Annotated in this window: 14 protein-coding genes; 3 read left to right on the forward strand and 11 right to left on the reverse strand. The window is 64.4% G+C overall.

Annotated elements, in window-relative coordinates; translation table 11 throughout:
* Nucleotides 1-17: 17 nt before the first annotated feature.
* Nucleotides 18-1535, forward strand: a complete 1518-nt coding sequence (gene gatB, locus ACOZ4I_RS11880) for an Asp-tRNA(Asn)/Glu-tRNA(Gln) amidotransferase subunit GatB (protein WP_423999777.1) — start codon at nt 18-20, stop codon at nt 1533-1535.
* A gap of 263 nt (nt 1536-1798) precedes the next feature.
* Here gatB and ACOZ4I_RS11885 read toward each other — a convergent pair whose 3' ends face one another.
* The 9 genes from ACOZ4I_RS11885 to ACOZ4I_RS11925 form a co-directional block, all read right to left on the reverse strand.
* Nucleotides 1799-2194, reverse strand: a complete 396-nt coding sequence (locus tag ACOZ4I_RS11885) for a hypothetical protein (RefSeq protein ID WP_423999779.1) — start codon at nt 2192-2194, stop codon at nt 1799-1801.
* 139 nt (nt 2195-2333) lie between these two features.
* Nucleotides 2334-2882 (reverse strand): hypothetical protein, encoded by a 549-nt coding sequence (locus tag ACOZ4I_RS11890; RefSeq protein WP_423999781.1) that lies wholly within the window; start codon nt 2880-2882, stop codon nt 2334-2336.
* A 57-nt stretch (nt 2883-2939) separates the two neighbouring features.
* Entirely contained in the window at nt 2940-3713 is a 774-nt protein-coding gene (gene glpR / locus ACOZ4I_RS11895; protein ID WP_423999783.1) for an HTH-type transcriptional regulator GlpR, read from the reverse strand.
* A 230-nt stretch (nt 3714-3943) separates the two neighbouring features.
* Nucleotides 3944-4117, reverse strand: coding sequence for a hypothetical protein (locus ACOZ4I_RS11900; RefSeq protein WP_423999785.1), 174 nt, complete (start codon nt 4115-4117; stop codon nt 3944-3946).
* A 2-nt stretch (nt 4118-4119) separates the two neighbouring features.
* Complete coding sequence (locus ACOZ4I_RS11905; protein ID WP_423999787.1) at nt 4120-5250, reverse strand: ABC transporter ATP-binding protein; 1131 nt, start codon at nt 5248-5250, stop codon at nt 4120-4122.
* Between the two features lie 5 nt (nt 5251-5255).
* Nucleotides 5256-6176 carry a carbohydrate ABC transporter permease gene (locus ACOZ4I_RS11910; protein ID WP_423999789.1) on the reverse strand — a complete coding sequence of 307 codons (921 nt, stop codon included), beginning with the start codon at nt 6174-6176 and terminating at the stop codon, nt 5256-5258.
* 2 nt (nt 6177-6178) lie between these two features.
* Complete coding sequence (locus ACOZ4I_RS11915) at nt 6179-7105, reverse strand: carbohydrate ABC transporter permease (RefSeq protein WP_423999791.1); 927 nt, start codon at nt 7103-7105, stop codon at nt 6179-6181.
* Nucleotides 7106-7149: 44 nt separating this feature from the next.
* Nucleotides 7150-8499, reverse strand: coding sequence for a sugar ABC transporter substrate-binding protein (locus ACOZ4I_RS11920; RefSeq protein WP_423999793.1), 1350 nt, complete (start codon nt 8497-8499; stop codon nt 7150-7152).
* Nucleotides 8500-8833: 334 nt separating this feature from the next.
* The gene (locus ACOZ4I_RS11925) at nt 8834-10102 is read right to left on the reverse strand and encodes a sugar ABC transporter substrate-binding protein (protein WP_423999795.1); all 1269 of its coding nucleotides are present in this window, start codon (nt 10100-10102) and stop codon (nt 8834-8836) included.
* A 512-nt stretch (nt 10103-10614) separates the two neighbouring features.
* Here ACOZ4I_RS11925 and ACOZ4I_RS11930 point away from each other — a divergent pair.
* Together ACOZ4I_RS11930 and ACOZ4I_RS11935 are read left to right on the forward strand one after the other, a co-directional pair.
* Entirely contained in the window at nt 10615-13146 is a 2532-nt protein-coding gene (locus ACOZ4I_RS11930) for a DNA topoisomerase I (protein ID WP_423999797.1), read from the forward strand.
* Nucleotides 13147-13213: 67 nt separating this feature from the next.
* Nucleotides 13214-13612 carry a pyridoxamine 5'-phosphate oxidase family protein gene (locus ACOZ4I_RS11935; RefSeq protein ID WP_423999799.1) on the forward strand — a complete coding sequence of 133 codons (399 nt, stop codon included), beginning with the start codon at nt 13214-13216 and terminating at the stop codon, nt 13610-13612.
* A 33-nt stretch (nt 13613-13645) separates the two neighbouring features.
* On the opposite strand, the gene ACOZ4I_RS11940 is transcribed toward ACOZ4I_RS11935, so the two are convergent.
* On the reverse strand, nt 13646-14047 hold the full coding sequence (locus tag ACOZ4I_RS11940; protein ID WP_423999801.1) for a Rieske (2Fe-2S) protein: 402 nt from the start codon (nt 14045-14047) through the stop codon (nt 13646-13648).
* A gap of 46 nt (nt 14048-14093) precedes the next feature.
* Entirely contained in the window at nt 14094-14570 is a 477-nt protein-coding gene (locus tag ACOZ4I_RS11945) for a hypothetical protein (RefSeq protein WP_423999803.1), read from the reverse strand.
* Between the last annotated feature and the right edge of the window lie 106 nt (nt 14571-14676).

Raw genomic sequence — 14676 nt, forward strand, 5'->3', positions numbered from 1 at the left:
CCACCGAACCCCGGACAATGACCGCACAAGCGTCCGAGTCCCGCGACCTCGCGGCCGTCATCGGGCTGGAGGTCCACGTCCAGCTCGAGACGGACACGAAGATATTCTGTGGCTGTTCGACCGACGTGGCCGACGCCGAGCCCAACACCCACACGTGCCCGGTGTGTCTCGGCCTGCCCGGCGCGCTCCCGGTGGTCAACGAGGGGGCCGTCGAAGCGGCGGTGAAGGTCGGCAAGGCCATCGACGCCGACATCCCCGAGGAGACCACGTTCCACCGGAAGAACTACTACTACCCCGATCTGCCGAAGAACTTCCAGATCACGCAGTACGACTCGCCCATCTGCCAGGACGGCGAACTGGAGTTCACCGTCGAGAGCGAGCGCCGGAGCGTCGACATCCGCCGGGCGCACCTCGAAGAGGACCCCGGTTCCATCAAGCACGTCCGCGAGGGGACCGGCCCGCTGGAGTCCCGGACCTGCTCCATCGAGCGCGCCGACTACACGCTCGTCGACTACAACCGCGCCGGCACGCCGCTGATGGAGATCGTCACCGAACCGGACTTCCGCGCGCCGGGCGAGGTCCGCGCGTTCCTCGAAAAGCTCGAAGAGGTCCTCGAGTACCTCGGCGTGTTCGACGCGACCCGGGACGGCAGCCTCCGCATCGACGCGAACCTCTCGATGGTCGACGCCGACGAGGTCAGTGAGGACGGCGACATCGACGACGCGGTGCTCGAAGACGCAAACCGCACCGAGGTCAAGAACATCTCCAGCCACAAGGGGGCCGAACAGGCACTGGCCTTCGAGGCCTCGCGCCAGCGCAAACTCATCCAGTCGGGCCGCGCCGTCGAGCAGGAGACCCGCCACTTCAACGAGACGCACGGCAACACCGTGTCGATGCGCTCGAAGGAAGAGGAGAAGGACTACCGCTACTTCCGGGAGGCCGACCTGCCGCCACTGCGGGTCAGCCACTGGACGGACGAGGTCCCAATCCCGGAACTGCCCGACGCCCGCCGCGAGCGCTTCGTCGCCGAGTACGGCCTGAGCGAGGAGGCGGCGTCGAAGCTCACCAGTACGAAGCAGGTCGCGGACTTCTTCGAGAGCGTCGCCGAGCGCTTCGACGCCGACCTCGCGGCGACGTGGGTCGCCGACAATCTGCTGGGCGAACTGAACTACCGCGACATGGCGATCACCGACCTCGACGACCGCTTCGACGAAGTAATGCGACTGGTCGAACTCGTCGCGAATGACGACATTACCGCCAAGAACGCCCACGAGACGGTCCTGCGGGAGATGCTCGACACCGGCGACGACCCCGACGCCATCGTCGACCGCGAAGGCCTCGGCAAGACCTCCGGCGACGAGGTCCAGCAGGCCGTCGAAGCCGCTATCGACGAGAACCCCGACGCCGTCGCCGACTACCACAACGGCGAGGACGGCGCGCTCAACTTCCTCGTGGGCCAGGTCATGCAGAAGACCGGCGGGAGCGCCGACCCCGGCGACGTGAACGGACTACTGCGCGACGAACTGGACGGGTAGCATCCGTGGCCGTCGGCCACGGTTCACGGTCGTGAGCGAGCGGGGCGAGCGAACGAGCGCCTTTTGGTCCAGATTTTTCGACGAGTGGCACGCGACCGGCGGGAGCGTACCCGAGGACGAAAAAGGTGGGGCGACGTGAACGGATTGCTCCGCGAGGAACGGGACGGCTATAGTAGCCATTGGCAGTCAATGCACACCCGATCGCACGATGGCAGTGCGATCGGTGTGTAAATCGTTTCAATTGTTACTATAACGGAAGTCGGTCAACCGAGGGTGTCGATGGTCCGCAAGCGGAAGAAAAGATAGGTGGCGACCGCAGGAACGGTTGACACGGTCAATCCGAGCGTGACGACGAACTGGGTGTTCGAAGAAATCGAGTAGAGGTCGACGGCGAACGTCCCCCAGAGGATACTCACACCGACGAGTACGGCGGTCGGGAGAGCGAGGCGCTCACGGCGGAGTCCCCGAATCCCGATCGCAATCAGCACCCCGGCCGCGAGCAGAAAGAACAGGAAGACGATTTCGGCTAGCAGTCCGAGTCGATGACTGGGTGGGTCCAGGGCGTACTGCACGTACGCCACAGTCCGCCTGACTCCAAGATAGAGGCCGACGAGAACGAGCGCGATGGACGGCAGTTGCGTTCTGCGTATGTCGATCATCGGGCACGAAATCAATCCCAACTGAACTGTAAATACTTTGTCTGAACCGCCGAGCGCGAACCCCGGAGAGAGCCAGTATCGAACTGCCGCAGTGGCTACGACTGCTATCGGGAACCCCACCTTTGGGACTCTCCTTGCGCTACGAGTCGCTGGGCGCGCTCGACTCCGCGCGGTCCCGACGCTCGGCCGGGAGTAACGCGGGGTCTCTCCACAGCAAGGAGACGAAGATCGCGGCCGCGACCGCCTCGATGGTCTTGATAGCCGTCTCGGCCGGTTCAGTGTTGAAGTGGTCCAGGATCAGCAGGACGGTGCTGCCGCCGTGGTGGTGGCCGCTGCCGCCCGACGAGGGCGCGGAGAAGCCGTCGACGAGGAACGCGCCGTGGCCGGTGGCGTGCCAGAACACCCACGCGGCGATGGACGCGACCATGAGAATCATCCCGGCGAGGTAGGCGTTTCGGAGGCCGACGACGCCGCGGGTGACGAGGTACGGGCCGGCCAGCAACAGCGCGGCGAAGGCGACGAACAGGAACGGGCGGGGGTCCGGCGGCAGTCCCTGCCCGAGGAGTCCCCCCATCGCCTGCGCGTAGATGATGCTCCGCGGAAGTCCCCACCAGAGGTGAAACGCGGCCGTCGCGAACACGAGCGCCGCGGCGACGGCGCGGAGGAGTTTGCTGGTCCGACGGTCCATACCAACCGTTCGGCCATCGGCGACAAGAGTGCGTCGAAGTCGGCGGTCGTGACGGCGTTAGCTCACGACCAGTTGATTGTCGATGACGCGCACGTCGGCTCGCTCGAACACGTCCCGTATCTCCTCGTCGAGCGCGACGTCCGTGATGAAGATGTCGATGTCGTCGATGGTGGCGAACTCGCGGAAGCTCTGCTTCCCGAGCTTGCTCCCGTCCGCGACGAGGATGACGCGGTGGCCGCCGTCGACCAGCAGCGACTTGATGCGCGCCTCGTCCTCGTTGGACACCGAGAGGCTCCCGTCGTCGTGGATGGCGTCGGTCTCCAGAAAGACGAGGTCGAAGTTCGTCTTCTTCAGGTAGGACTCGCCGCTAGGGCCAACGAGCGCGTCCGAGGTGGGCCGCAGCGAATCGCCGACGACCTTCACCTCGCCGCAGGACTCCCTGAGTTCGAACGCGGTCTCCGGTGAGTTCGTCGCGACGAGGAGCGACACGGAGTCGGGGATGGCCTTCGCCACCTCCATCGCAGTCTGTCCGGTGTCGAAGAAGACCGCGTCACCGTCCTCGAGTTCCTCGACCGCTCGCTCGGCGATAGCTTGCTTCCCGCTCGGGTTCTCGACCTCGTCCTTGACTCGCCCCTCGCTCCCGTTGTGGTCCGGGGCCGGCAGCGCACCGCCGTGGAACCGCTCGATGAGCCCGTCTTCGGCCAGTGACGCGAGGTCGCGCCGAATCGTCGCCCCCGAGACGCCGAACGCCTCCGTGAGCTCTTCGACCGTCACCCGATCTGACTCGTTGACTTTCCGCACGATCTCCTTCCGACGTTTGTCAGGCAACATAGTCACGTGTCAAACCCGGGCAGACGAGCCTGTGGTCTACGTCCACGTACGGGCGTGGAACGTATATTAGTAGTTATTCGTTTCATTCTGGTCACTCATAGAGCCGGCGTTCGTGCCGTCGGTCGCGGAGGGCGCGTTCGGCGGCCGGTGGGTGTCTCAGAGATATATTGCACGTATTCTGATTCCGTATTTATATTGGTTGTGACACACATAGCTGTGCGGTCCGCGACTTAGTCGACGAGCGTCCCCAGCAGCGTCGCGACGACCGTCCCGAGACTGCTGACGATCGCGCCGCCGTAAACCCCGGACGCGTAGTTGTATATCGCGATCACCGCCAGTACGGCGGCGATGGCGAACGCCGTCAGAGAGACGCGAGACGGGACGCGGACAGTCTCTGCTCGCATCGTCAGGCGGTTACTTTCTGTTCCGAGGTCGACTCGTAGGTCAGGGACTCGCCCGTCTGCGGGTCGAAGTACTGCAGCGAGTCGCGGTCGAACCGCAGATTGACGCTGTCGCCCATCTCGACCGTCGTGTCGGGGTCGACGGCGGCCTTGATGGTCTGGTCGGTGTCGAGGTCGAGTTCGAGGACCGTCTTCTCGCCCTGCGGTTCGACGACCTGGACTGTCGCCGGGTGGACGTTCGCGGCGATACCGTCCTGGTTGAGCGAGATGTTTTCGGGTCGGATGCCCAGGACGACGCGCTCGCCGACGTACCCCTCCAGTTCGTCGGCGAACTCGGCGGGCACGTCGTGGGTGTCCGTCCCGAAGTCGAGTTGCAGTTTCCCGTCGGCGTCCCGCCCGAGCGTGCCTTCGAGGAAGTTCATGCTCGGTGAACCGAGGAAGCCGGCGACGAACATGTTCTGGGGGTTCGAGTAGACGTGCGTGGGCGCGCCGACCTGCTGGATCTGGCCGTTGTCCATGACGGCGATCTGATCGGCCAGCGTCATCGCCTCGACCTGGTCGTGGGTGACGTAGACGGTCGTCGTCGACAGTTCCTCGTGGAGCTTGTTGAGTTCGGCGCGCATCTGGACGCGGAGCTTCGCGTCGAGGTTCGACAGCGGCTCGTCCATCAGGAACACGGCCGGGTCGCGGACGATGGCGCGGCCGAGCGCGACGCGCTGTTGCTGGCCGCCAGAGAGTTCCGCCGGGCGGCGTTCGAGCAGTTCCTCGATCTGCAGCAGTTCGGCGGCCTCGGCGACGCGGTCCTGAATGACGTCCTCGGCGGTGTCGTGCTGTTCGAGGCCGAAGCGCATGTTCTCGCGAACCGTCTTGTGCGGGTACAGCGCGTAGTTCTGGAACACCATGGCGATGTCCCGCTCGTAGGCGCGCTGGTCGTTGACGACTTCGTCGCCGATGCGGATCTCGCCGTCGGTCGCCCGTTCGAGCCCCGCGATGAGACGCAGGGTAGTCGTCTTTCCACAGCCCGACGGCCCGACGAGAACGGTGAAGCTCTCGTCGGGGATGTCGAGCGAGATGCCGTCGACAGCCGTGACGTCGTCGAATTCCTTTACGAGTTCGTTGAGTTCTACGTGTGCCATAGTGATTACTCCTTGACCGCTCCTTGGGTTAGTCCGCTCACGATGTACTGCTGGAAGAACAGCCCGAACAGGATGCCGGGCAGGGCCGCGATCATCCCTCCAGCGGCGAGGTGCGCCCAGTCGACGAAGTCGTCGGCGACGAACAGCGAGACGGCGATGGGCAGCGTCTGTGCCTGTTCGGAGGACGTGAGAACGAGCGCGAAGACGAACTCGTTCCACGAGAAGATGAAGGCCAGAATCGCCGTGGCGGCGATGCCCGGTTTCGCCATCGGAAGGATGATCTTGAAGAACCCTTCCCAGCGCGAACAGCCGTCGATGCGGGCCTGTTCGTCGAGCGACTCGGGGACGCCGTCGAAGTAGTTCTTCATGATCCAGACCGCGAAGGGGAGATTGAAGAACGTGTACGTCAGGATGAGCGCGATCCGGGTGTCGTAGAGACTGCCGGTGAGTCCGCCGATCAGCGGCGGGTTCGACATGATGGTGAAGAACGGGACGATGAGCGCGATCGGCGGAATCATCCGCGCGCCGACGATCGACAGCAACAGCGTCTTGTTGCCCACGAAATCGTACCGGGAGAACGAGTACCCGGTGACGGTCCCCAGCGCGACGCAGATGATCGTCGTCGTGCTGGCGACGATGAGGCTGTTGAGCGTGTACAGTTCGAACGGCCTGTTCTGGAAGATCTCGATGTAGTTGCTGGCCGTCGGCTGGGTCGGAAGGAAGGAGATCGGGATGTCGAGGACGGCCCCGGACGGTTTGATGCTGGTGATGAAGATGAAGTAGATGGGGAACCAGATGACGAAGACGTACAGGCCCAGTAGTCCGTAGGCGACGAGGCGCTCGCGGACGACGTGGGGCCACTCGTTGTCAGTGTCCAGTCCGAGCGCCGTTATCAGTTGGCCGAGAGTGGATTGTTTCGTGCTCATTGTCAGTAGGGGGATTCACCGAAGACGTTGTACAGCACGGCCACGATCATGAACGTGACCGCGAGCAGGACGACGCCGAGCGCCGCGCCCTCTCCGGGACGGTTGAAGACCTGTGCGGTGCGGTAGAGCCAGGAGGCCCAGACTTCCGTGGACTTGCCCGGGCCGCCCTGGGTCATCACCCAGACGAGGTCGAGCGCGCGGATGTCGAAGATGATGCGGATGGTCAGCGCGACCAGGATGGACGGCTTCAGGAAGGGGTAGGTCACGTTGACGAACCGCGAGACCCGTCCCGCGCCGTCGACCTCCGCGGCGTCGTAGAGCTGTTCGGGGACGTTCTGGAGCCCGGCGAGCAGGATGATGATGATGAACGGCGTGAACACCCAGATGTCCGCGATGATGAGCGCCATCATCGCCAGCGTCCCGTCCGAGAAGAACGCGATCTTGCTGGAGAGGAGCCCGGACTGGGTGAGCAGGCCGTTGATCGCGCCGTACTCGGACTGGAACATCCAGCGCCACATCAGGCCGCTCATCACGTACGGCAGTATCCAGGGGACGATGACGGCGGTTCGGAACCAGCCCCGTCCCTTGAGGTCCTTATCGAGCAAGAGCGCGATGCCCAGTCCCAGCGCGAACGAGATACTGACGCTGAGGCCGACGTAGACCGCGGTGTGCCAGGTGATCGAGACGAAGTCAGGGGCCAGTCCGAGGAACGCACCGCCCTCCTCTGCGAAGATGAGCCGCTGGAAGTTTCGAAGCCCGACGAACTCCCGCTGTCCGTTGATGGGGTTCGTCCAGAAGACGCTGCTCCAGAACAGCTTCAGGGTCGGGTAGACGATGATGGCGGCGATCCAGAGCATCGTCGGCCCGACCGTCAGCGGCACGAACAGCCGGTCGAGTGTGCGTCGAAGCGATTGTTTTTCTGTCGACATGTGGTGAAGTGATCAGTCGGTTGGATGTGGTGTTCAGCCCGCGATCAGAGCAGTCCGATGTCCTGGTACAGGCGCTCGATGTTGCTCTGGGCGGTTTCGAGCGCGTCCTGCGGGTCCTTGTCGCCTAGCAGGGCGGGCGTGATCTGTTCGGAGAGGTAGTCGTCGACCTGTGGCTGCGCGAGGTACGTCTCGCTTTTCGCGTGTTCGAGGTTGAACTTCATGTCCTCGAGCAGCCACGAGGGGTACTGGTCCTGAATCTCCGGTTCGTCGTAGACCGACGGGATGACTGCGGGGTTGCCCTCGACCTTCATGTTCGTCTTCGAGGACGCCGGCGTGGTCATGAACTGCGCGAACTTCTTGGCCGCTCGCTTCTTCTCCGAGAACGCCGAGACGCTGATGCCGTTCGTGTCCTGGAAGGTGGCGCGCGAGTCCGGTCCTTCGGGCGGCTTCGCGCTGCCGAGGCGGTCCGCGCCCCAGTCGTCGGCGTTAAGCGCGCGGGCACCCAGCGGCGTCCAGGACTCCACGGACGCCAGTTGGCCTGCGATGAACGTGTCGCCGGCCCCGCCCTCGCCCATGCTGGAGATGCCGTTGGGGAGGAGGTCGTTCTCGCGGAGTCGCGTGAAGAAGTTCATCACGTCCATCCCGGCGTCGACGAACGCCGGCTCGTTGCTGTCGTTGAACAGCTGGCCGCCGGCCTGGTAGAGGAACTGCTTGAAGGTGAACACGTCCTTGTTCGACCACGTGAAGGCGAACGGCGAGGTGTTCTCGGTGTTGAGCTGCTTGCCTTTGGAGACGACCTCGTCCCACGTCTGGGGCGGCTCGCTGACGCCCTGCTCCTCGAAGTGAGCGGTGTCGTAGAGGTAGGTCCCCCACTTGCCGAACTCCGGGGCCATGTACGACTTGCCGTCCAGCGTGACGAGGTTCTGGAGGTTCTCCGGGAAGTTCGACATGTGGCTGTCACTCAGTTCGAGCGGTTCGAGCCAGTCGGAGGCGACGAAGTCGGCCAGCCACCACGTCGGGCCGTTGAACGCGTCGACCGTGGCGTCCTTGTTCCGCCAGATCGTGGTGAGGCTGGTCTTGAGGTTGTTCCACGGAACCTCGTTGACCTCGACGGAGATGCCCGTCTCCTCCTCGAACCGGTTGATGTTCTCCTCGGTCCCGGGGTCGTACTTCAGGCTCCCGGCGTTGTAGAAGACGATGCTGTCGGCCATCGACTCCGAGCCGGTGCCAGTGCTCCCGCCGGAACCGTCAGAGCCGTCGGAACCCTCCGTTCCGCCCGACCCGTCTGAGCCGTCGGAACCGGAGTTCCCGCCGCAGCCCGCGAGTGCGACAGTGCCGATGGTTCCCGCGCCTTTGATGAACCGCCGTCGAGTGTGACTGTGGTCTCCCTGCATACAAATACTCACGATAAAGCCATAGCATATAAATCATGTGGAATTTTGTTCGAAATTGTTCACACAGAGTGATCGAATCGATTTCTTCATAGGTATCCCAATACGGAGAATTCTGGCTATTCAGGAGCCTAGGAGGACATATGCCGAATATATTCGAGATAGTTCCATTTCGATCGCATGATCGAATTCGCTCACAAGTAGTGGCTCGACCGTGCAACAGCGATGTCAGGTCGGAGTGGCTGGCGATCCATCGAACGAGGCTGCGTCAGCGAGGGCGAGACACGACCACTTCTGGAGACACTGTGCGATGCCTGACGAGATACCACTCCGAGGATCAGATGAGACCGATATCCGTGTACAGTCGCTCGATGTTGCTCTGGGCGGTTTCGAGGGCCTCCTTCGGATCCTTGTCACCGAGGAACGCCGGCGTGATCTGTTCGGAGAGGTAGTCGTCGACCTGCGGTTGCGCGAGGTACGTCTCGCTTTTCGCGTGTTCGAGGTTGAACTTCATGTCCTCGAGCAGCCACGAGGGGTACTGCTCTTGAATCTCCGGTTCGTCGTAGACCGACGGGATGACCGCAGGGTTGCCCTCGACCTTCATGTTCGTCTTCGAGGACGCCGGTGTGGTCATGAACCGCGCGAACTTCTTGGCCGCCGACTTCCGTTTCGAGAATGCCGAGACCCCGATGCCGTCTGACTCCTGGAAGGTGGCGCGCGAGTCGGGACCCGCCGGGGGCTTCGCGCTGCCGAGGCGGTCCGTGTCCCACCCGTCGGAATCGAGCGTCCGTGCAGCCAGCGGCGTCCATGACTCCACGGACGCCAGTTGGCCCGCGATGAACGTGTCGCCGGCCCCGCCCTCGCCCATGTTGGAGATCCCTCCCGGGATCAGTCCCTCCGTCCGAAGCTCGGTGAGGAAGTCCATCACGTCCATCCCGGCGTCGACGAACGCCGGCTCGTTGCTGTCGTTGAACAGCTGGCCGCCGGCCTGATAGAGGAACTGCTTGAACGTGAACACGTCCTTGTTCGCCCACGTGAACCCAAATGCCGAGGTGTTCCCCGCATCGAGCTGCTTGCCTTTGGAGACGACCTCGTCCCACGTCTGGGGCGGCTCGCTGACGCCCTGCTTCTCGAAGTGGACCTTATCGTAGAGGTATGTCCCCCACTTGCCGAACTCCGGGGCCATGTACGTCTTGCCCTCGAACGTGACGAGGTCCTGCAGGTGCTGGTTGTAGTTCGACATGTGGCTGTCACTCAGTTCGAGCGGTTCGAGCCAGTCGGAGGCGACGAAGTCGGCCAGCCACCACGTCGGGCCGTTGAACGCGTCGACCGTCTGGTCCTGGTTCCGCCAGATGGTGGTGAGACTGGTCTTGAGATTCTCCCACGGGACCTCGTTGACCTCGACGGAGATGCCTGTCTCCTCCTCGAAGCGCTCGATGTTTGCCTCGGTGCCTGGATCGTATTTCAGGCTCCCGGCGTTGTAGAAGACGATGCTGTCGGCCATCGACTCCGAGCCGGTTCCGGTGGTTCCGCCCGAATTGGCCGTCTCGTTGCCACCGCTCGTTCCTGCGTTTCCGCCACAGCCAGCGAGAGCGGTGGTGCCCACGAGACCGGCTCCTTTGATAAACGATCGACGAGTTCGACTTCGTTTCCGTTGCATGCAGGTTCCCCGGAGATATCCACCCAATATAAATTATGAGGATTGTTGTTCATTTTCGTGCACGTGAAATTCGCTCCTACTTCGGTCAGTCCCAGGGAGAGAAAGTTCGAATTCGAGACACACAGCACCTCAAACGCATTCTTTCATCGTATTAGCCGGTTCGTCGAGTAACGAAGGCATGAACAAATTCGCTCATCTGCGGTCCAGCGTGCTCACATCCTACGTGCACGGCGGCACACCCCGCGATTCTGGGGCAATGGAGACGGATCGGTTCGGAGCGAGCAGAGAACGGGTCGTCGCCCACGCAACAGTGGGATGGTGCTCTCGCGTGCGCTCACACGTGCGACCGTGCGACCGCGAATGCGCCCGCACACCCGCGCTGTCGGCCGATTTTGCCGAAAGCTTTTAGAACGTGTCGCGGCGTAGCGACCCATAATGACAGAGACAGGTGGTGTCCGATGAGACTGATCATCACCGAGAAGGACAACGCCGCGCGCCGTATCGCGGAGATCCTCTCGGAGGGGAGCGCCTCCGCGCAGCGACGCAACGGCGTCAACGTCTATCGGTGGGGCGACACCCGCGTCGTCGGTCTCTCCGGACACGTCGTCGGGGTCGACTTCCCCGCGGAGTACAGCGACTGGCGCGACGTAGAACCGGTCGAGCTCATCGACGCCGACGTGACGAAGGAACCGACCCAGGAGAACATCGTCACCACGCTGCAGCAACTGGCAGAGAAGGCCGACGAGGCGACGATCGCGACGGACTACGACCGCGAGGGCGAACTCATCGGCAAGGAGGCCTACGAGCTCATCCGTGAAGTGACCGACGCCCCCGTCGACCGCGTGCGCTTCTCCTCGATCACCGAGCGGGAGGTCCGCGAGGCGTTCGCGAACCCCGACGACATCGACTTCGACCTCGCGGCCGCCGGCGAGGCCCGCCAGATCATCGACCTGGTCTGGGGCGCGGCGCTGACCCGCTTCCTCTCGCTGTCCGCGCGCCAACTGGGCGACGACTTCATCTCGGTGGGCCGGGTCCAGTCGCCGACGCTGAAGCTCATCGTCGACCGCGAGCGCGAGATCCAGGCGTTCGACCCCGAGGACTACTGGGAGATCTTCGCCGACCTGCAGAAGAACGGCGCTGGCTTCGAGGCCCAGTACTTCTACGACGACGACGGGAAAGAGGCCGAGCGCGTCTGGGACGAGGGCGACGCCGAGGCCGCCTACGCCGACCTCCAGGGCGTCGACGCAGCGACCGTGACGAGCGTCCGCCGCCGGACCCGCACCGACAGCCCGCCGACGCCGTTCAACACCACCGCCTTCATCTCCGCGGCCGGGTCGCTCGGCTACTCCGCCCAGCGGGCGATGTCCATCGCCGAGGAGCTGTACACCGCCGGCTACATGACCTACCCGCGGACAGACAACACGGTGTACCCCGAGGACCTAGACGAGGAGGAGCTCCTCGACGAGTTCGTCGGAGCCGGCTCCTTCGGTGAAGACGCCGAGTCGCTGCTGGAACAGGACGAGATCACCGCCACCGAGGGCGACGAGGAGACGACCGACCACCCGCCGATCCATCCGACCGGCGAGATTCCGCCGAAGGTCGACCTCTCGGACGACGAGTGGGAGATTTACGAACTGGTCGTCCGGCGCTTCTTCGCGACGGTGGCCGAGGCCGCGACGTGGGAGCACCTGCGCGTGGTCGCCGAGGCCGGCGGTCGCTCGCTGAAGGCGAACGGCAAGCGCCTGGTCGAACCGGGCTACCACGAGGTCTACCCCTACTCCAGCGCCAGCGAGAACCACGTCCCCGACGTGGAAGAGGGCGAGGAGCTGTCGATGTCTGACGTGCGCATGGAGGCCAAACAGACCCAGCCGCCGCGTCGCTACGGCCAGTCGCGGCTCATCCAGACCATGGAAGACCGGGGTCTGGGAACGAAGTCCACGCGACACAACTCCATCGAGAAGCTGTACGACCGGGGTTACATCGAGGGCGACCCGCCACGGCCGACGACGCTCGCGATGGCCGTCGTCGAGGCCGCCGAGGAGTTCGCCGACCACGTCGTCAGCGACGAGATGACGGCCCAGCTGGAGGCGGACATGACCGCCATCGCCAACGGCGAGGAGACGCTGGACACGGTGGCCGACGAGTCTCGCGAGATGCTCAAGCGCGTCTTCGAGGAGCTTCGGGACTCCCGCGAGGAGATCGGCGACCACCTCCAGGAGTCGCTGAAGGCCGACAAGACGCTCGGTCCGTGCCCGGAGTGTGGCGAAGACATGCTGATCCGGCGCTCGCGCCAGGGCTCGTACTTCGTCGGCTGCGACGGTTTCCCCAACTGCCGCAACACGCTCCCCCTGCCGTCGACCGGCGAACCGCTCGTGCTCGACGAGCACTGCGAGGATCACGACATGCACCACGTGAAGATGCTGGCCGGCCGGGACACCTTCGTCCACGGCTGTCCCCGCTGCGAGGCCGAGAAGGCCGAGGAGAGCGAAGACGAAGTGATCGGGCCGTGTCCAGAGTGCGGTGCCGGCGTTGCTCCGGAGGAGCAACGAGGCGAAGGCGGCGAAGCCGCCGAAGCGCACGACGGCGAACTCGCGATCAAGCACCTCCGCTCCGGGTCCCGTCTCGTCGGCTGTACGCGCTACCCGGACTGTGACTACTCGCTCCCGCTGCCGCGCAACGGCGACATCGAGGTGACCGACGAGTTCTGCGAGGAGCACGACCTGCCCGAACTCGTCGTCGACCCCGACAGCGACGACCCGTGGGAACTGGGCTGTCCCATCTGTAACTTCGAGGAGTACCAGGCTCGCACCGCCGTCGAGGACCTCGAAGACCTGAACGGCATCGGCTCGGCGACCGCCGAGAAACTCGAAGACGCCGGCGTGGACTCGCTGGACGCGCTCCGCGAGGTCGACCCCGACGTGATCGCCACGGAGGTCCAGGGCGTCAGCGCCAGTCAGGTCCGCGAGTGGCAGGGCGAACTGGAAGCCTGAGGCCGGTCGGGCCGTCTCCCCTCCCGGCGGCGATACAGTTAATCGGCCGGCGAGAGTGTGTCGACGCGTGCCATCGATACCCGAGGAGTTTCACGACCTGTTCGAGAAGGCCACGTTCGCGCACGTGACGACGATGACACCGGACGGAACGCCACACACGACGCCCGTCTGGGTGGATTACGACGCCGAAGCCGACCGGTTGCTCGTCAACACCGAACGCGGTCGGCGGAAGGCGCGCAACGTCGACGCCGACCCCACGGTCTCCGTGAGCATGACCGACCCGGACAACCCCTATCGGTTCCTCTCGGTGACCGGCGAGGTGGACGAGGTGACGACCGAGGGCGCGCGCGAACACATCGATACGCTTGCGAAGCGGTACATGGGCGAAGACGAGTACCCGAACCCAATCGAGACCGAGCGCGTGATCCTCCGCATCCGCGCCGACGAAGTGCTCACCGGCGGATAGCCGGGCGAGCGAGCAGACCTCGCTGGTGGCAGGTCACAGTTGCAGGTGCGACGTGGAACTCGGGCCCCCGTCGTCGTCGATGCCGCCCTCGTGAGCGAACGCGTAGTCGTCGTCGGTGAGGTACACGTCGCCGTGGGTCACGGAGACGTCGACCGAGGGGAGCGTCGTGCCGGCCGCCTCGCCGTTGTCGCAGTCGCCGTCACACGCGTCGAACAGCGAGCCGTGCCGCGGACAGATGAGCTGATCGTCGCGCATCGGGACGCCACGACCGGTGTCGAAACGCTGGGCTTCGTGCGTACACCGATTGATCCAGGCCTCGACGCCGTCCTCGCAGGGGACGAGAATAATCTCCTCCGGGTCGCCGTGCGGGCCGTCGGCGGTGAACAGGTACGACCCCTCCTCGTGGACCGAATCGACCGTCGTCAGATTGTGCACGGCGGCTCGTTGGTCACCGGACGGCATCAGCCTTCGGCCGACCGCGTCAGTCCGCCGTCTCCTCGGCGACGAGGCGCGCGACCGCATCGACGAACACCTCGAACAGCCGCCAGGCCAGCACGCCGCTGACGACGAACGCCCCGACGACGATGGCCACGAACCAGAGGAGGAGGCCAAAGCGCAACTGCGTGACCAGTCCGGTCGCCAATCCGACGGCGAATCCGCCGAGAAGCAGGCCGGCGGCTCCCTGGAGGAAGCGCCACTGCCAGTGACCGAACCCGAACTTCTGGCCCGAGCCGAGCAGCGACGGCAAGACGATTCCCAGCCCGACGCCGCCGAGCGCGAGGAGGAAGAAGACGCTCCCGAACAGATAGGCGAGTCCGCGGACGAAGCCGCCGCTTTCGGCCGTCGACGCCGGCATCGTCGCGAAGGAGTACAGCACCGCCACCGTGACGACGACGCCGGAGAGCACGAGCACGCCCCGGATGGCAGCGAGGACGTACCGTCGACTGTCAGCGGTCATCGTCAGACGTTTGTAACATAACCGTCATAAACCTTCGGAGACGTATATAGTCGACTGTTAGCGTGTTGAGTGGTCTGGGCAGTCCGACGCAGGCCAGCATCGGCGT

The organism is Haloarcula salina (assembly GCF_049603855.1).
Classification (GTDB): Archaea; Halobacteriota; Halobacteria; order Halobacteriales; family Haloarculaceae; genus Haloarcula; species Haloarcula salina_A.